We start from the raw sequence: 16,410 nt of genomic DNA on the forward strand, positions 1-16,410 counted from the left end.
TGACCGCGACCGGGGCTAGTATTCGAACTCGTAGCTGCGCACTTTCTTTTCGAACACGAAGCCGCACTTGTCGGCCAGCCGCAGCGAGGCGACATTGCCTGCGTCAGTGGTCCAGTGCGCCTCCCAGCCGCGCCGCGTCGCTTCCATGAGATACGCGTGGCACACGCGCGTGGCGAAACCGCGCCGCTGCAACGCACGCCGGTAGGTACGCACCGCCAGCTCGTGATGCCCCCCGTGGGCGTAGCAGCTGTAGCACACGCTGACCGCCGTGGCGCCGTGACAGATGGCAAAGCCGCAGCCGCCGGCCAGGAACGCGGCGCAGGACGGCCAGAACTCCAGGATTTCGGCACGCAACGCCGCATTGTCAGGATGGACCAGCAACGCGCGGTCGATCGGCTGCAGCCGATAGCCTGACGGCGGCAGCGTGGGTGGGGACAGGCGGGCGAAGCGGCGCGGATCGAAGCGGAAATAATGATCGTAGCCGTCTTCCCAGTCGCGATGGGCAAACACCGTTTCGAGTGCTGGACACCAGGCGTCGTCGAGGGCGATGCCGATGAAGCAGGTGGCACCGCATTGCGCCTGGTCGAGCGGTTTGAGCGTGTGTTCCACGAAAGCATCCAGGCCATGCAGACCGGGGTGGCGGGCGTCGCCCACAAAGTAGGCGCCAATGCCCAGCGCGTTGACGAGGCCGACGCGCGGTGCTTCGCGCCGGTCGACGTATACCGTGCCGTTGCCCGAGCCGGCCAGCACCGCCTCCAGCGCGATATCCGCGTTGCGGTGGGGTCCGAGCAAGGCATGGACCTTGGAATATTCGTGTCTGTCGAGTTCAAAGAGCATGGGTCAACCTGTCGATTTTGCAGCGTTGGCGAGATCGTCCCATGTCCGGACACATTGGCCTGACGGCCGCCGCACGGCATGGGCAAGCGCCAGACCGGACTGGCACGCCACAAGTTCCGCATGCCACCCCTGCCGCGCTTAAAACCCGCGAACTCGCCAAGCAAGGCAAACACCGTCAGGACGCCCGGTGCCATCCACGTGCCGCATCGAGTGCCAGATTGAGTTCAAGCACGCTGACACGCGGCTCGCCCAGGATGCCGAACTGCCGCCCTTCGGTGTGCGCAGCGATCAGCGCTTCAACCCGCGCCAGCGGCAACCCACGCAGCCGGGCGATGCGGGATGCCTGGTAGATGGCGGCCGCCGGGCTGATGTGCGGGTCGAGCCCGCTGGCCGATGCGGTGACCAGATCGACCGGCACCGGCGCGGCATTGCCAGGGTCAGCGGCCCGGAGCGCGGCGACGCGCGCCTTCACCGCATCGTGCAGCGCCGGGTTGGAAGGCCCGAGGTTGCTGCCACCGGAGGCCGCACGGTTGTTGGCCATCGGCGCGGTGGCGGACGGGCGGCCCCAGAAATAGCGGGGGTCGGTGAACGACTGGCCGATCAACCGTGAGCCGAGCACGCGGCCATCCTGCACGATCAGGCTGCCATGGGCCTCGTCCTTGAAGCCGACTTCGGCAATGGCGGTGACCGCCAGCGGATAGGCCACGCCGGTGATGAGGGTCAGCAGCGCGAACAGCGTCACTGCGGGGCGGATCAGCTTCATCTTGTTTTTCCTTGTAGGCCCCTCCCGCCTGGGGAGGGGCAAATCATCAGACCAGGCCCAGCGCCACCAGCACCAGATCGATCAGCTTGATGCCGACAAAGGGCACGGCGAGGCCACCCAGGCCATAGACCAGCAGGTTGCGGCGCAGCAGCGCGGCCGCGCCGACGGCGCGGTAGCGCACGCCACGCAGCGCCAGCGGGATCAGGAATACGATGACCAGCGCGTTGAAGATCACTGCGGAGAGGATGGCGCTCTGCGGGCTGGCCAACCCCATCACGTTGAGCGCGGCCAGTTGCGGGTAGGTGGCGACGAAGGCGGCCGGGATGATGGCGAAATACTTGGCCACATCGTTGGCCACGCTGAAGGTGGTCAGCGCGCCGCGCGTCATCAACAGCTGCTTGCCGATCGCGACAATCTCGATCAGCTTGGTCGGGTTGCTGTCGAGGTCGACCATGTTGCCGGCCTCCTTGGCGGCCTGGGTCCCGGTGTTCATCGCCACCGCCACGTCGGCCTGCGCCAGCGCCGGCGCGTCGTTGATGCCGTCCCCGGTCATCGCAACCAGCCGGCCGCCGGCCTGTGTCTCGCGGATCAACTTGAGCTTGGCCTCGGGTGTGGCTTCGGCGAGGAAATCATCGACGCCGGCCTCGGCCGCGATGGCGGCGGCGGTGAGCCGGTTGTCACCGGTGATCATCACCGTCTTGATGCCCATGGCGCGCAGCTCGACAAAGCGCGCCTTGATGCCCCCCTTGACGATGTCCTTGAGCTCGACCACGCCGAGCACGCGGTTGCCGTCAGCCACCACCAGCGGCGTCGAACCACGCCGCGCCACCGCCTCGACTGCGCGGGATGCATCGGCCGGGAAGCGGCCGCCGAGCGCCTCGATGTGGCTGCGGATCGCATCGGCCGCGCCCTTACGGATCACCCGGCCAGCGCAATCGACACCGCTCATGCGCGTCTGCGCGGTGAACGGCACGAAACCGACCTCGTGGCTGGCGAACTCGCGTTCGCGCAGCTTGAACTGCTGCTTGGCCAGCACCACGATGCTGCGGCCTTCGGGCGTTTCGTCCACCAGCGACGCGAATTGTGCGGCGTCGGCGAGCTCGGACATCGGCACGCCCGGCACCGGGAGGAAGGCCGTGGCCTGGCGGTTGCCCAGCGTGATGGTGCCGGTCTTGTCGAGCAGCAGCACGTCCACGTCCCCCGCCGCCTCGACCGCGCGACCGGAGGTGGCAATCACGTTCACCTGCATCAGCCGGCTCATGCCGGCCACGCCGATGGCCGACAACAGGCCGCCGATGGTGGTCGGGATCAGGCACACCAACAGCGCCACCAGCGCCGTCACCGTAATGGACGAGCCGGCCCCCGAAGCGGACACGGCGAACAGCGAGAACGGCAACAGCGTGACGACCACCAGCAGGAATACGATGGTCAGCGCCACCAAAAGGATGGTCAGCGCGATCTCGTTCGGCGTCTTCTGGCGGCGGGCACCCTCGACCATGGCGATCATGCGATCGAGAAAGGCCTCGCCGGGATTGCTGCTGATGCGCACCACGATCCAGTCCGACAGCACGCGGGTGCCGCCGGTCACGGCCGAGAAATCGCCACCCGATTCGCGGATCACCGGCGCCGATTCACCGGTGATGGCCGATTCGTCCACCGAGGCCACGCCCTCGATCACTTCGCCATCGCCAGGAATCACGTCGCCCGCCTGGACCAGCACCACGTCGCCCTTCGCGAGCTCGGCGCTGTCGGCCAGCTGGTAACCGGCATCATGCCTGGGTGCAGACAATTTCTTGGCGAGCACGCGCTGCTTGGCGGCGTGCAGACTCGCCGCCTGCGCCTTGCTGCGGCCCTCGGCCAGCGCTTCGGCGAAGTTGGCGAACAGCACGGTGAACCACAGCCACAGCGCCACGGCGAGGATGAAACCCACCGGCGCCTCGGCGGCGCCCAGCAGCGCCGCGATCCACAGCCCGGTGACGAGGATGCTGCCGACGTAGACGACGAACATCACCGGATTGCGCCACTGTGCCTGCGGCGCCAGTTTCCTGATGCTGTCGATCAGGGCCGGTTTGACCAGCGCCGGAGCGAGCAGCGACAGCTGCTTGTTCACTTGATTCGCTCCAGGCGCGCACTGCGCGCCGACGGATGAAGGGGGAATGGCATCGCGATGCATGGCTTACCGCCGCAGCGCAACATGTTCGGCAATCGGGCCCAGCGCCAGCGCCGGCACATAGGTGAGTGCACCGACCAGCAGCACCGCACCGATCAGCAGCACCACGAACAGCGGGCCATGCGTGGGCAACGTACCAGCGGTGACCGCAAGGCGCGGCTTGGCGGCGAGCGAACCGGCCAGCGCCAGCACCGCCACGATCACGGCGAAGCGGCCGAACCACATCGCCACGCCCAGCATCACGTTGTAGAACGGGGTGTTGGCGCCCAGGCCGGCAAAGGCCGAACCGTTGTTGTTGGCCGCGCTGGAGAACGCGTACAGCACCTCGGAGAAACCATGGCCGCCTGGGTTGTAGATGCCGGCAAGGCCCGCCGGGCTCATCACGGCGACCGCAGTGCCGGCCAGCACCAGCATGGGCGTGGCGAGGATGACGATGGCCACCATCTTCATGTCGAAGGCTTCGATCTTCTTGCCCAGGTATTCCGGCGTGCGGCCGATCATCAGCCCGGCAATGAATACCGCCAGCACCGCGAACACCAGCATGCCGTAGAGGCCAGAACCGACGCCCCCAAACACCACCTCACCCAGCTGCATCAGCCACAGCGGTACCAGGCCGCCAAGCGGGGTGAAGGAATCGTGCATCGCATTGACCGCGCCACACGACGCGGCGGTGGTGACAGTGGCAAAGAGGCCCGAGGCGACGATGCCGTGGCGCTTTTCCTTGCCTTCCATATTGCCGCCGGCCTGCAGGCTGCTGGCCTGCTGATCGACGCCGAACGCATTCCACGCCGGGTTGCCCTGCTGCTCGGCCCAGATCGCGGCCAGTGCAAACGCGACGAACAGCAATGTCATCGCGCCCAGCACCGCCCAGCCTTGCCGCAGATCGCCCACCTCACGACCGAAAGCGAAGCACAGCGCGGCAGGGATCAGGAAGATCGCCAGCATCTGGACCAGGTTGGACAGCGGCGTCGGGTTCTCGAACGGATGCGCCGAGTTGGCGTTGAAGAAGCCGCCACCATTGGTGCCCAGCATCTTGATCGCCTCTTGCGATGCGACCGGGCCCATGGCGAGCTGCTGCTCGTGCTGCTTCACCACCTGCTGCTGTAGCGCGCCTGCGGCGTCCAGCAGCGGATTGCCCTCGGCATCCAGCCTGGGCTGGCTGTACTCGACTGCATCGACGGTATGTGCGATGCGATAGCCGTCGAAGTTCTGGATCACGCCCTGGCCGATCAGCAGCACCGCGATCAGCGTGGCCAGCGGCAGCAGCACATACAGCGTGCTGCGGGTGAGATCGACCCAGAAGTTGCCAAGCCGACCCACCCCGTGGCGGGTAAGGCCGCGGATCAGCGCAAACACCACGGCGATGCCGGTGGCAGCCGAGACGAAGTTCTGCACCGCCAGCGCCAGCATCTGCGTGAGGTAACTCATCGTCGCCTCACCCGCGTAGCCCTGCCAGTTGGTGTTGGTGACGAAGGAGATCGCGGTGTTGAACGCGGAATCAGGCGAGACGGCGCCAAAGCCCTGAGGATTGAGCGGCAGCATGCCCTGCAGCCGTTGCAACGCGTAGACAAACAACACACCGACGAGGCTGAACAGCAGCACCGCCTTGGCATGGTCCTGCCAGCCCATCTCCTCATCAAACCGGATGCCGGCCACGCGGTAGAGCGCGCGCTCGATCCCACCCAAAGGGCCGGTGACGACGCGCGAGGTACCGGCCATCACCGCGGCCAGATAACGCCCCAGCGGCCAGGCGAGCACCAGCAGCAGCCCAAGAAAGAGCCCGAGCTGGGTCAATGCTTGCGTGCCCATGTCAGAACTCCTCGGCGCGCAACAGCGCGTAGACGAGATATGCCAACAGCAGCACCGCGGTGAGGCCGCCCACCAGGTGGATCCAGCTCATCGCCCACCTCCCAGCCGGCCGCAGCCGGCCACCAGCAGCGCGGTCGCGGCCCAGCAGGCCAACCCCAGCGCGAGATACAGTATGTCCATATCGTTTCCCCTGCCAGATCGGTGGCCATGGCTTGGCCTCCATGGTCGGCATGCTGAACGCCGGGGTGTAAAAACGGGGTAAAGGGCCATCGGGGCGGTATAAAAGCCGTATAAAAATGCACCGCGACCGCATCAGTTCACCAGGACAATGGCCCGGCCCCATGCGTTTTCACAGGGGTGGGACGGCCTGGCCTCGTCAGCGGCCACGGTCACCTGTGCTGGCACCGGAACAGGGTGGACGTGCGCCCTTTCGATGCGGCGGCGCTGCCCGATGAGCACCATCCACGGATGAGATCGCCGCGGGGCACAACCTGGAGCCAAGGCAATGGCTCCTTGCAACAGCGTCAGTCACCGGCGCAAGGGCGTAGCACCAAGCCATTGCATTGCACAACGTCATGATCATGGTGCTCGTTCACAACAGAACCTACAGCATGCTGAGCCTGCGGCTCATGCATCTGCATGCCTGCCGCGCCCTGTTTGTTGACGTTCAGGATTCTGGCAATTTTCACATGGCCGATACAGACAACACCTAAACCAATGAATGGAAAAGCTTTTTCAAGCATGCATGGCGAGGTCTCCCTTCGCTGCACCGCGACATTTATTTCCATTTAAATCATTCAACTTTACAACTATCTTCAAAACAACTTTAATAGCTTCAACGATTGACGCAGCGCAACGCACCAAAAGTTCGATGACTGCCGGCGCCGATCTGCTTCTCACTGCCCACACTGAAGAGGACACGCATCATGACCAAACTGACCCGACTTTCCACGCTGGTGGCCGCCACCTTGGCCCTTGGCCTGCATGCCGCACACGCGGCATCCGTCGACACTGCCCGCCTCTCCGAGGGCACCCAGGGTTCCTCAGCCGCTCAATTCAAGGCGGCCGAAAGCAACCTGAGCACCCGGGCCACCCGACCGGTACTGGCTGCCGACAAGAACCAGGGTGAACTTGCCACCCGGCCGGTGCTGGCTGCCGACAAGAACCAGGGTGAACTTGCCACCCGACCGGTACTGGCTGCCGACAAGAACCAGGGTGAGCTCGCCACCCACCCGGTGCTGGCTGCCGATAAGAACCAGGGTGAACTCGCCACCCGACCGGTGCTGGCCGCCGACAAGAACCAGGGTGAACTCGCCACCCGGCCGGTGCTGGCCGCCGACAAGAACCAGGGTGAGCTCGCCACCCGGCCGGTGCTGGCTGCCGACAAGAACCAGGGTGAACTCGCCACCCGGCCGGTGCTGGCCGCCGACAAGAACCAGGGTGAGCTCGCCACCCGGCCGGTGCTGGCTGCCGACAAGAACCAGGGTGAACTCGCCACCCACCCGGTGCTGGCTGCCGATAAGAACCAGGGTGAACTCGCCACCCGCCCGGTGCTGGCGTGATGCCCTCTCGCTAGCTCACCCCTGCAAGCAAAAAACCCGCGCGATGCGCGGGTTTTTTGCTGTATCGCCTTTGGCAGGCCCTTCCGGCAAATCGGCGGCGTGATGTCGGATCCAGCTTGATCGATGCTTTTGCACCCTGCCGTTGCCGGCTGGTGGCGCAGAAAAAAACCCGCGCAAAGCGCGGGTTCTGCATGGGGCTGTGACCTGCCTCAGATGCGACGGAACACCAGCGTGCCGTTGGTGCCGCCAAAGCCGAACGAGTTGGAGATCGCGACCCGGATCGTCATATCACGCGCGGTATTGGCCACGTAGTCGAGATCGCAGCCGCCTTCCACATCCTGTTCAAAGATATTGATGGTGGGTGGCGAAACCTGGTGATGCAGCGCCAGCACCGAATAGACCGCCTCCACCCCACCGGCGCCGCCCAACAGGTGGCCGGTCATCGACTTGGTGGAATTGACCGCCAGCTTGTGGGCATGGTCGCCGAACGCGAGCTTGAGCGCCCCGGTCTCGTTGGCATCGCCCAGCGGCGTCGAGGTGCCATGCGCGTTCACATAATCGACCTCGTCAGGATTGATGCCCGCGTCGCGCAGCGCATTGGTCACCCCGCGCGCCGGGCCATCCATGCTGGGGGCGGTGATATGGTGCGCATCGGAACTCATGCCAAAGCCCACCAGCTCGGCGTAGATACGCGCACCGCGCTTCTTGGCATGCTCGTATTCCTCGAGCACCAGCACACCGGCGCCCTCACCCATCACGAAGCCATCGCGCCCCTTGTCCCACGGCCGGCTCGCCGTGGCCGGGTCGTCGTTGCGCGTGGACAATGCCTTCATCGCGGCAAAACCACCGATGCCAAGCCGGGAGACCGCGCTTTCGGCACCGCCGGCGACCATGATGTCGGCGTCGCCGTACTGGATCATCCGTGCCGCATCGCCGATGCTGTGCGCGCCCGTGGTGCAGGCCGAGACAATGCCGTAGCTCGGGCCCTGGTACCCCTTGATGATCGATACGTGGCCGGCGACCAGGTTGATCAGCGAACCGGGGATGAAGAACGGCCCGATCTTGCGCGGGCCGCCGGCGCGCATATCGCCGTCGGTCTCCTCGATCAGCGGCAGGCCACCGATCCCCGAGCCGATATTGACGCCGACGCGGGTCTTGTCCAGATCCGGGATGTCATCCAGCCCGGCGTCGGCCACCGCCTGCAGCCCCGCGGCGATCCCGAAGTGGATGAACAGGTCCATCCGCCGTGCTTCCTTGGGCGAGATGTATTGGGTGACGTCGAAACCATCGACTTCGCCAGCGATCTGGCAGGCCAGATCGGACACATCGAAACGGGTGATGCGGCGGATACCGGGCTTGCCTTGCAACAAGTTGGCCCAGCCCGACGCCACATCGTTGCCGACCGGCGAGACGTGGCCAAGGCCGGTGACGACCACTCTGCGTTTTGACATGGGATTCTCCTCGCAACCTGCCGCGTCCCCATCAACGCATGACAGATATGCAATCCAGATGGAACAAGAGCGGCATACAGGCCTCGCAGGCAGGACCCGGATGCGGCGCATACGCACCAAGGCGCGTGGGCGCCTCTCGCAACCGGATCGCGCCGACGATTACTGTCGCCGCTCCGAAGCCGCCGTTGCCGGCGGCAGGTGATACCACAAAGAATTACTTGGCCAGATGAGCGCTGACGTAGTCGATCGCTTGCTGAACCGTGGTGATCTTTTCAGCTTCTTCGTCCGGAATCTCGCACTCGAATTCCTCTTCAAGCGCCATCACGAGCTCAACCGTGTCAAGGGAATCGGCACCGAGGTCGTTCACGAAGGACGACTCGTTCTTGACGTCCGTTTCCGGCACGCCAAGCTGCTCGGTAACGATTTTCTTCACACGCTGTTCGATGTTTTCCATGGATTTAACCCAAGCCTTTTGGAGGTATTCAGAAAAAGCGTCGGCATTGTACCAAAAAAACCGTGGCCGCCAAGCCAGCCCCACCGTTCGTCTGATCCCGCTCAACGCGACGGAAAACCGGCCGGCGCGGCCGATGCCGCGCGCAAACAACCATCAGTTCATATACATGCCGCCATTGACATGCAGCGTCTGCCCGGTGATGTAGCCGGCACGCTCGCCCGCCAGGAAGCCCACCGCGTCGGCGATGTCCTTGGGATCGCCCAGCCGGCCCAGCGCGATCTGATGCACCAGCGCGGCCCGTTGTTCCTCGGGCAGCGCACGGGTCATGTCGGTGTCGATGAAGCCGGGCGCCACCGCGTTGACCGTCACGTTGCGGCTGCCGATCTCACGCGCGAGCGACTTGGTGAAGCCAAACAGCGCAGCCTTGGCCGAGGCGTAGTTGGTCTGCCCCGGGTTGCCAGTGGCGCCGACCACCGAAGCGATGTTGATGATGCGACCCCAGCGCGCCTTCATCATGCCGCGCAGCACGGCCTTGGAAAGCTTGTACACCGGCCGCAGGTTGGTCTGCATGATGTCGTCCCATTCCTCGTCCTTCATCCGCATCAGCAGGTTGTCCCGCGTGATGCCGGCATTGTTGACCAGGATGGCGATGGCGCCGGATTCCGCTTCGATGGCGGCGACGATGGCGTCGATGGCCTCGGGCTCGGTCACGTTCAACACCTTGCCTGTACCCTTGCCGCCAGCCTGTGCAAGGTAGGCCGAGATCGATTCGGCGCCGGCAGCGCTGGTGGCGGTGCCGATCACCGTGGCGCCTTGCGCGGCCAGTTCCAGCGCGATGGCCTGACCGATGCCGCGCGAGGCGCCGGTCACCAGCGCGACTTTGCCTTCAAGACTCATTGCATAGTGCTCCTTGGGACAATATCGATATCCGCCGGCCCGCTGCGGGCCGGCCGGTCTTTCACAACAGGGCGTTCAGCGCATCGAACGACGCCGGCTCGGTGAGCGCGGCATGCTGCAGATCCGCGGCGATGCGTTTGTTCAGGCCGACCAGCACCTTGCCAGGGCCGCACTCGGCCAGCACCGTCACACCGGCACCGGCCAACCACTGCACCGTCTCCACCCAGCGCACCGGCTGGTAGAGCTGGCGGGCAAGCGCATCCTTGATCGCCGACGGATCGTCATAGGCACGCACGTCGGCATTGTGCAGGACCGGAATGGTCGGCGTGTTGAAGGTCAGCGACGCCAGCCTGGCGCTCAGCACCTCGGCCGCGGGGCGCATCAGCTCGCAGTGCGACGGCACCGAGACCGGCAGCAGCAGTGCACGCTTGGCGCCACGCGCCTTGGCCGCCTCGGCGGCACGCTCGACCGCCGCCTTGGCCCCGGCGATGACCACCTGGCCGGGTGAATTGAAATTGACGGCCTGCACCACCTCGCCCTGCGCCGCTTCCGTGCAGGCCAGGCGCACATCATCGTCGGACAGGCCGAGCACCGCCGCCATCGCGCCGCTGCCCACCGGCACCGCGTCCTGCATCGCCTGGGCGCGCAGGCGCACCAGCTGCACCGCGTCGGCGAAGCCGATCACGTCGGCAGCGACGAGCGCGGTGTACTCGCCCAGGCTGTGCCCGGCCACGAAGGCCGGACGCGCGCCGCCCACGGCCTGCCAGGCGCGCCATACCGCCACCCCGGCCGCCAGCATCGCCGGTTGCGTGTTGACGGTGGCGTTCAACTCGTCGGCCGGGCCCTCGCAGACCATCTGCCACAGATCGAAGCCCAATGCGGCGCTGGCCTCGTCGAAGGTGGCGCGCACCACTGCGCTGTCGGCAAAACCCGCCAGCATGCCGACCGACTGCGAACCCTGGCCCGGAAACACCAATGCAAGGGACATGATTGACTCCTTGAGGAATAGTGAGGACGCCGACGGCAACACCGACGCGCGCCTTCTCGATTCGGGAACAGGCAGGCGGCGCAGCGGTGCGCCGCGCCGGATCAGAAGCCCAGGAGGACAGCCCCCCAGGCAAAGCCGCCGCCGATGCCTTCGAGCATCAGTGTCTGGCCGCGCCGGATGCGCCCGGAGCGCACGCCTTCGTCCAGCGCCAGCGGAATGGAAGCGGCTGAGGTGTTGCCATGCCGGTCGACCGTGACGATCACCTGCTCCATTGGCAGGCCCAGATGTCTGGCGGTCGACTCGATGATGCGCAGGTTGGCCTGATGCGGCACCAACCAGTCGACGGCGCTCTTGGGGATGCCAGCCGCCGCCAGGGTCTCCTCGGCCACGTCGGCCAGCGCGCGCACCGCAAACTTGAACACGGCGTTGCCTTCCATGTAGAGCCAGGGGCTGCCTTCGATGGCGCCCTGCCTGACCCGCGCCTCGCTCTTGAGGATATGGCGATAGCTGCCGTCGGCGTGCAGCCGTGTTTCGAGGATGCCGGTCTCGTCCGAAGGCCGGAGCACCACGGCCCCGGCGCCGTCGCCGAACAGGATGCAGGTGCTGCGGTCCTGCCAGTCGATCAGGTTGGACAGCACCTCGGCGCCGACGACCACCGCGCAGCGGGCCGCGCCGGTCTTGACGAACTTGTCGGCGGTGGCGAGCGCGTAGATGAAACCGCAGCACACGGCCTGTACATCGAACGCCGGAAAACCGGCAAGGCCGAGCTTGTCCTGCAGGATGCAGGCGGTCGATGGGAAGATGTTGTCCGGGGTGGTGGTGGCGACGATCAGCAGGTCGATTTCCTGCTTGTCCACGCCGGCCGACTCGAGCGCACGCTCGATCGCGACCAGCGCCAGATCGGACGTCATCTGTCCCGGCTCAGCCACACGCCGCTGCCGGATGCCGGTGCGTGAGGTGATCCAGGCGTCGCTGGTATCGATGGTCTTGGCCAGATCCTCATTGGTGACGATCCGTTCAGGCAGGTAGGAACCGGTACCGGCAATGCGGGAATACATGACGCCTCTCGTGCAAAGGGTTGTTCGGGCCGCTGCGTTATTCGGCATTGATCAGCGGTGTCTTCACCGCCAATTGATGATGCACCTGTTCAGCGATACGCTGGATCACGCCTGCACGCGCCTCTTCCACCGCCTGCTTGAGTGCCCAGTAGAAGGCCACGCTATCCGCGCCGCCGTGGCTTTTTACCACGATACCGTTCAACCCCAGAAGCGATGCGCCGTTGTAACGGCGCGGATCGACCCGCTTTTTGAAGCGGCCGATCACCGGCCAGGCCAGGCCAGCCAAGGCGCGGGTCCACCAATTGCGGAAGAATTCCTCCCGCAGGAAATCCGAAAGCATCTTGGCCAGGCCTTCCGAGGTCTTGAGCGCGACATTGCCGGTGAACCCGTCGCAGACCACCACGTCCACTTCGCCGCTGTAGAGGTCATCCCCCTCGACATTGCCGACGAAATTGAGCTGTGAGGCGCGCAACAGCTCGCCCGCCTCGCGCACTAGGCCGTTGCCCTTCATTTCCTCCTCGCCCACGTTGAGCAGCCCCACGGCCGGATGGGACCGGTCCTTGACCGCCGCGAACAGCGACGCACCCATGATGGCGAAATGCATCAGGTGCTCGGCGGTGCAGTCGACGTTGGCGCCCAGATCAAGCACGCAGGTCTCGCCGCCCTTGCGGGTCGGCATCATTTTGGCGATGGCCGGCCGCTCGATCCCGCTGATGGTCTTCAGCACGAAGCGCGCGGTCGCCATCAGCGCCCCGGTGTTGCCGGCCGATACACAGGCGTTGGCCTCCCCCGACTTGACGAGGTTGATCGCCACGCGCATCGAGGAATCCTTCTTGTTCTTCAACGCCGACTGCGGGGCCTCGTCCATGGTGACGACTTCGCTGGCGGCATGGATGCGCAGCCGGGGGCCGCATTGCCGGCGCTGCGCCTTGAGTTCGGCCTCGATGGCATCGGGCAGGCCGACCAGTACCACATTCACATCCGGATGCTGATCCAGAAAGCGCAACACGGCAGGCACGGTAACGTGCGTGCCATGGTCGCCACCCATCGCATCGACGGCTACGGTGATATCCATGAATTTCCTGGCTGGGTTGTCCAGAATGGCGAACGGCGCAAGCAGGGCCCGCCTGCTTGCGCCGTCATCATAACCTTTTGGTTATGAAGGGGTTTCAGCCTGTCGCTTACTCGCCCTTGGCCTTGAGCACGCGGCGGCCACGATAGTAGCCGTTCGGGCTGATATGGTGACGCAGGTGCACTTCGCCGGTGGTCGGCTCGACCGCGAGCGCCGGGTTGGTCAGAAAGTCGTGGGCACGATGCATGCCGCGCTTGGACGGGGACTTTTTGTTCTGTTGGACAGCCATGGTGAAACTCCTTGAAAACCAGTATCTGGGTCAGTCAGTCTTCCGCTTTCCTGGTTTTCAAAGTCGCCAGGACTGCAAACGGATTCGGTTTTTCGGCGCCTTGCGCCTTGGCCACGCCCGCGCAGGCATCGTGCCTGGGTGCGAAGGGGATGGCCAGCAATACTTCGTCTTCCACCAGCCGCGCCACGTCAAGCGCCGGATCGGCCAGCATGCCTTCGAGGTCCTCGTCGTGCGCCTCTGCCTCGTCGAGCAGGGCTTCGTCGTGGAACTGCGTCAGCGTCGTCTCAAGCGCCAGCGGCCAGGCCATGGGCTTGAGGCACCGTTGGCAGACGAGATTGACCTCGCCGCTCACGCGCAGCCGCAACACCGGGCGCTGATAGCGATCCGTCTCGCCGGCGATCTGCCAGCTCAGGCTGCCAGTGGTGTCGGCCAGCCTGTCGTGCAGGCGGCCCAGCGCGGCCAGCGTGACTTCACCGGCAAGCGAGCGTGCCTGCCTTGCGAATTCGGCACTATCAATAACCGGCATGGACTGTGGGCGGACGAAGCGGAAGGGGCGCATGATACAATCGCGCCGCCAACGCTGTCAAAGCCTTTTCCACCCGCCGTCCAGTCCGATTTTCCATGCAAAAACAAGACGCTCCGTCTGTCCTCATCCTTGCTTCCGCCTCGCCTTACCGCCGTGAACTGCTCAGCCGGCTGGGGCTGCCTTTCGACATTGCCGCCCCCCAGGTCGACGAGACCCCGCTGCCGGACGAACCGGCGGCCAAGACCAGTCTGCGACTGGCGATCGCCAAGGCCACGCGCCTTGCCGGGCGCTTTCCCGGCGCCTTGCTGATCGGCTCGGACCAGGTGGCCCTGCTCGACGGACAGCAGCTGGGCAAACCCGGCGATCATGCCCGGGCGACGGCGCAGCTGCGCGCGATGCGCGGGCGTATCGTCGAATTCCATACTGCCGTGGCACTGTACAACGCCGCCAGCGACGCCGTGCAGACCCACGTCGATCTGACGCGGGTCATGATGCGCGACTACAGCGATACCGAGATCGAAACCTATCTGCTGCGCGAGCGCCCTTACGATTGCGCCGGCAGCGCCAAGATCGAAGCACTGGGCATCACCATGGTCGCCGCGGTCGAAAGCCGGGATCCGACGGCGATCATCGGGCTGCCGCTGATCGCGCTGTGCGCGATGCTGCGCAGCGAAGGCGTGGCGCTGCCATGAACAGCGGCACCCTCTACCTGATCCCGGTGCCACTTGGTGGTGACCGGCTCGACCATATCCTGCCGGCCGACGTGATCGCCACGGCGTGCCGCCTGACGCATTTCGTGGTCGAGGATGCCAAGACCGCGCGCGCCATGCTCAAGACACTGGGCACGCCGCATCCATTGCGCAGCCTGACGCTGGCGGAGCTGAACGAACACACGCCCGAGAGCGCGCTCGCCGCACTGCTGGCGCCGTTGCTCGCCGGGCACGATGTCGGCCTGATGAGCGAAGCCGGCTGTCCGGGCGTGGCCGATCCCGGTGCGAACCTGGTCCGGCTGGCGCATGCGCACGGCGTGCGCGTCTGTCCGCTGGTCGGACCCTCCTCCATCCTGCTGGCGCTGATGGCCGCTGGCGCCAACGGCCAGCAGTTCCGCTTCAACGGCTATCTGCCGGCACAGGAACCGGCGCGCACCGAGGCGATCCGCCGGCTGGAACAGGACTCCGCGCGCCAGCGGCAGGCCGAGATCTTCATCGAGACGCCGTATCGCAACGACGCGCTGCTGGGCGCGTTGCTCGCCGCCTGCAGGCCCGGGACGCAGCTGACCGTGGCGCGGGATCTCACGACGCCGCAGGAATGGATCGCCAGCCGCAGCATCACCCAATGGCGCAACGCCGAGCGCCCACAGCTGCACAGGCATCCGGCCGTGTTCGTGCTGTACGCCGTGTAACCGGCTCCGATCAGCGGGGCCGCTAGAATGGACTCCCATTGCCCGAGAGACACCATGAGCCGCTTCTGGAGCCCCATCGTCGCCCGTCTGACGCCGTATGTGCCCGGCGAACAGCCCAAGATCAGCAACCTGATCAAGCTCAACACCAACGAGAATCCCTATCCGCCGTCGCCGCGGGTGCTGGCCGCGCTTGCCGAGGCCGGTGACGAGGGGTTGCGCCTGTACCCGGACCCGAACGCCGAGGCGCTCAAGTCCACCATCGCGCGGTATCACGGTGTACGGCCCGAACAGGTGTTCGTCGGCAACGGCTCGGACGAAGTGCTGGCCCTCGCCTTCATGGCCCTGCTGCGCCATGATGCGCCGCTGCGCTTTCCGGACATCAGCTATACCTTCTACCCGGTGTATTGCGGGCTCTACGGCATCGACCACTGCATCGTGCCGCTCAACGAGGCGTTCGAGATCGACCTTGCCGACTACGCGGGCACGCCAGGACCGGTGATCTTTCCCAACCCGAATGCGCCGACAGGGCGGCTGGTGTCGCTGGCGCAGATCCGGGCGTTGTTGCAGCAGTTGCCTGACGAGGTCGTGGTGGTTGACGAAGCCTACGTCGACTTCGGTGGCGAAAGCGCGATCGCGCTGGTAGCCGACCATCCTAACCTGCTGGTGGTGCAGACCCTGTCGAAGTCGCGTGCGCTTGCCGGGCTGCGGGTCGGGTTCGCCATTGGCCATCCGGAGCTGATCGAGGCGCTGGAGCGGGTGAAGAACAGCTTCAACTCCTACCCGCTCGACCGGCTGGCCCAGGCCGGCGCAGTCGCATCGTTCGAGGACGAAGGATATTTCCAGGAGATGCGGGCCAAGGTGATCGCCAGCCGTGAATGGCTGATCGAGGATCTGACGGGGTTGGGATTCTCGGTGCTGCCTTCGGCTGCCAACTTCGTCTTCGCCCGCCACGCCACGCGCGATGCGGCCGGGCTTGCGGCGGCACTGCGCGAGCGCGCCATCGTGGTACGCCACTTCAGGCTGCCACGCATCGAGCAGTATCTGCGTATTTCGATCGGCACCGATGCGCAGTGCGATGCGCTGGTGAAGGCGCTCAGCGAAATCCTGGGCTGAGCACCACCGGTGAGGGCGG

The 16,410-nt window shown here is 65.6% G+C and carries 18 protein-coding genes; 4 read left to right on the forward strand and 14 right to left on the reverse strand.

Annotation, left to right across the window (positions count from 1 at the left end; all coding sequences use genetic code 11):
* Nucleotides 1-15 precede the first annotated feature (15 nt).
* The 6 genes from N8I74_RS16575 to N8I74_RS16600 form a co-directional block, all read right to left on the reverse strand.
* The gene (locus N8I74_RS16575) at nt 16-837 is read right to left on the reverse strand and encodes a GNAT family N-acetyltransferase (protein WP_263124248.1); all 822 of its coding nucleotides are present in this window, start codon (nt 835-837) and stop codon (nt 16-18) included.
* A gap of 175 nt (nt 838-1,012) precedes the next feature.
* On the reverse strand, nt 1,013-1,600 hold the full coding sequence (kdpC, locus tag N8I74_RS16580; protein ID WP_263124249.1) for a potassium-transporting ATPase subunit KdpC: 588 nt from the start codon (nt 1,598-1,600) through the stop codon (nt 1,013-1,015).
* 46 nt (nt 1,601-1,646) lie between these two features.
* The gene (gene kdpB, locus N8I74_RS16585; RefSeq protein WP_263124250.1) at nt 1,647-3,710 is read right to left on the reverse strand and encodes a potassium-transporting ATPase subunit KdpB; all 2,064 of its coding nucleotides are present in this window, start codon (nt 3,708-3,710) and stop codon (nt 1,647-1,649) included.
* Nucleotides 3,711-3,776: 66 nt separating this feature from the next.
* Nucleotides 3,777-5,579: a potassium-transporting ATPase subunit KdpA gene (kdpA, locus tag N8I74_RS16590; protein WP_263124252.1), complete on the reverse strand. Its 1,803-nt coding sequence runs from the start codon at nt 5,577-5,579 to the stop codon at nt 3,777-3,779.
* Nucleotide 5,580: 1 nt separating this feature from the next.
* A complete protein-coding gene (kdpF, locus tag N8I74_RS16595; protein ID WP_263124254.1) occupies nt 5,581-5,670 on the reverse strand; it encodes a K(+)-transporting ATPase subunit F in 90 nt (29 codons plus the stop codon).
* Between the two features lie 433 nt (nt 5,671-6,103).
* Entirely contained in the window at nt 6,104-6,322 is a 219-nt protein-coding gene (locus N8I74_RS16600; protein WP_263124255.1) for a hypothetical protein, read from the reverse strand.
* Between the two features lie 183 nt (nt 6,323-6,505).
* Here N8I74_RS16600 and N8I74_RS16605 point away from each other — a divergent pair, with 183 nt between their 5' ends.
* On the forward strand, nt 6,506-7,141 hold the full coding sequence (locus N8I74_RS16605; protein WP_263124256.1) for a hypothetical protein: 636 nt from the start codon (nt 6,506-6,508) through the stop codon (nt 7,139-7,141).
* Between the two features lie 209 nt (nt 7,142-7,350).
* Here N8I74_RS16605 and fabF read toward each other — a convergent pair whose 3' ends face one another.
* From fabF to N8I74_RS16645, 8 genes are all read right to left on the reverse strand, one after another.
* A complete protein-coding gene (fabF, locus tag N8I74_RS16610; RefSeq protein WP_263124257.1) occupies nt 7,351-8,592 on the reverse strand; it encodes a beta-ketoacyl-ACP synthase II in 1,242 nt (413 codons plus the stop codon).
* A 214-nt stretch (nt 8,593-8,806) separates the two neighbouring features.
* Nucleotides 8,807-9,046 carry an acyl carrier protein gene (acpP, locus tag N8I74_RS16615; protein ID WP_263126764.1) on the reverse strand — a complete coding sequence of 80 codons (240 nt, stop codon included), beginning with the start codon at nt 9,044-9,046 and terminating at the stop codon, nt 8,807-8,809.
* Between the two features lie 153 nt (nt 9,047-9,199).
* Nucleotides 9,200-9,943, reverse strand: a complete 744-nt coding sequence (fabG, locus tag N8I74_RS16620) for a 3-oxoacyl-ACP reductase FabG (RefSeq protein ID WP_263124258.1) — start codon at nt 9,941-9,943, stop codon at nt 9,200-9,202.
* Between the two features lie 61 nt (nt 9,944-10,004).
* Complete coding sequence (fabD, locus tag N8I74_RS16625) at nt 10,005-10,931, reverse strand: ACP S-malonyltransferase (protein WP_263124259.1); 927 nt, start codon at nt 10,929-10,931, stop codon at nt 10,005-10,007.
* Between the two features lie 101 nt (nt 10,932-11,032).
* On the reverse strand, nt 11,033-11,989 hold the full coding sequence (locus tag N8I74_RS16630) for a beta-ketoacyl-ACP synthase III (protein ID WP_263124260.1): 957 nt from the start codon (nt 11,987-11,989) through the stop codon (nt 11,033-11,035).
* Between the two features lie 37 nt (nt 11,990-12,026).
* A complete protein-coding gene (gene plsX, locus N8I74_RS16635; RefSeq protein ID WP_263124261.1) occupies nt 12,027-13,064 on the reverse strand; it encodes a phosphate acyltransferase PlsX in 1,038 nt (345 codons plus the stop codon).
* Between the two features lie 106 nt (nt 13,065-13,170).
* Nucleotides 13,171-13,350, reverse strand: coding sequence for a 50S ribosomal protein L32 (rpmF, locus tag N8I74_RS16640; RefSeq protein ID WP_263124262.1), 180 nt, complete (start codon nt 13,348-13,350; stop codon nt 13,171-13,173).
* Between the two features lie 34 nt (nt 13,351-13,384).
* On the reverse strand, nt 13,385-13,876 hold the full coding sequence (locus tag N8I74_RS16645; RefSeq protein WP_263124264.1) for a YceD family protein: 492 nt from the start codon (nt 13,874-13,876) through the stop codon (nt 13,385-13,387).
* A 95-nt stretch (nt 13,877-13,971) separates the two neighbouring features.
* Here N8I74_RS16645 and N8I74_RS16650 point away from each other — a divergent pair, with 95 nt between their 5' ends.
* From N8I74_RS16650 to hisC, 3 genes are read left to right on the forward strand one after another with little or no spacing between them, the layout of a single operon-like run.
* The gene (locus tag N8I74_RS16650) at nt 13,972-14,568 is read left to right on the forward strand and encodes a Maf family protein (RefSeq protein ID WP_263124265.1); all 597 of its coding nucleotides are present in this window, start codon (nt 13,972-13,974) and stop codon (nt 14,566-14,568) included.
* Nucleotides 14,565-15,278, forward strand: a complete 714-nt coding sequence (locus tag N8I74_RS16655) for an SAM-dependent methyltransferase (RefSeq protein WP_263124266.1) — start codon at nt 14,565-14,567, stop codon at nt 15,276-15,278. The genes N8I74_RS16650 and N8I74_RS16655 overlap by 4 nt, the downstream gene beginning before the upstream one ends.
* 54 nt (nt 15,279-15,332) lie before the next feature.
* Nucleotides 15,333-16,391 carry a histidinol-phosphate transaminase gene (hisC, locus tag N8I74_RS16660; protein WP_263124267.1) on the forward strand — a complete coding sequence of 353 codons (1,059 nt, stop codon included), beginning with the start codon at nt 15,333-15,335 and terminating at the stop codon, nt 16,389-16,391.
* The last annotated feature ends 19 nt before the right edge of the window (nt 16,392-16,410 follow it).

Source organism: Chitiniphilus purpureus, assembly GCF_025642115.1.
In the GTDB taxonomy this organism is placed as follows: Bacteria; Pseudomonadota; Gammaproteobacteria; order Burkholderiales; family Chitinibacteraceae; genus Chitiniphilus; species Chitiniphilus purpureus.

Bases quoted from the DNA above. Each gene is read 5' to 3' on its own strand.
- fabG (WP_263124258.1), bottom strand. From the start codon at position 9,943: ATGAGTCTTGAAGGCAAAGTCGCGCTGGTGACCGGCGCCTCGCGCGGC.
- kdpF (WP_263124254.1), bottom strand. From the start codon at position 5,670: ATGAGCTGGATCCACCTGGTGGGCGGCCTCACCGCGGTGCTGCTGTTG.
- fabF (WP_263124257.1), bottom strand. From the start codon at position 8,592: ATGTCAAAACGCAGAGTGGTCGTCACCGGCCTTGGCCACGTCTCGCCG.
- N8I74_RS16600 (WP_263124255.1), bottom strand. From the start codon at position 6,322: ATGCTTGAAAAAGCTTTTCCATTCATTGGTTTAGGTGTTGTCTGTATC.
- kdpC (WP_263124249.1), bottom strand. From the start codon at position 1,600: ATGAAGCTGATCCGCCCCGCAGTGACGCTGTTCGCGCTGCTGACCCTC.
- N8I74_RS16605 (WP_263124256.1), top strand. From the start codon at position 6,506: ATGACCAAACTGACCCGACTTTCCACGCTGGTGGCCGCCACCTTGGCC.
- rpmF (WP_263124262.1), bottom strand. From the start codon at position 13,350: ATGGCTGTCCAACAGAACAAAAAGTCCCCGTCCAAGCGCGGCATGCAT.
- acpP (WP_263126764.1), bottom strand. From the start codon at position 9,046: ATGGAAAACATCGAACAGCGTGTGAAGAAAATCGTTACCGAGCAGCTT.
- N8I74_RS16630 (WP_263124260.1), bottom strand. From the start codon at position 11,989: ATGTATTCCCGCATTGCCGGTACCGGTTCCTACCTGCCTGAACGGATC.
- N8I74_RS16575 (WP_263124248.1), bottom strand. From the start codon at position 837: ATGCTCTTTGAACTCGACAGACACGAATATTCCAAGGTCCATGCCTTG.
- N8I74_RS16650 (WP_263124265.1), top strand. From the start codon at position 13,972: ATGCAAAAACAAGACGCTCCGTCTGTCCTCATCCTTGCTTCCGCCTCG.
- N8I74_RS16645 (WP_263124264.1), bottom strand. From the start codon at position 13,876: ATGCCGGTTATTGATAGTGCCGAATTCGCAAGGCAGGCACGCTCGCTT.
- plsX (WP_263124261.1), bottom strand. From the start codon at position 13,064: ATGGATATCACCGTAGCCGTCGATGCGATGGGTGGCGACCATGGCACG.
- fabD (WP_263124259.1), bottom strand. From the start codon at position 10,931: ATGTCCCTTGCATTGGTGTTTCCGGGCCAGGGTTCGCAGTCGGTCGGC.
- hisC (WP_263124267.1), top strand. From the start codon at position 15,333: ATGAGCCGCTTCTGGAGCCCCATCGTCGCCCGTCTGACGCCGTATGTG.
- N8I74_RS16655 (WP_263124266.1), top strand. From the start codon at position 14,565: ATGAACAGCGGCACCCTCTACCTGATCCCGGTGCCACTTGGTGGTGAC.
- kdpA (WP_263124252.1), bottom strand. From the start codon at position 5,579: ATGGGCACGCAAGCATTGACCCAGCTCGGGCTCTTTCTTGGGCTGCTG.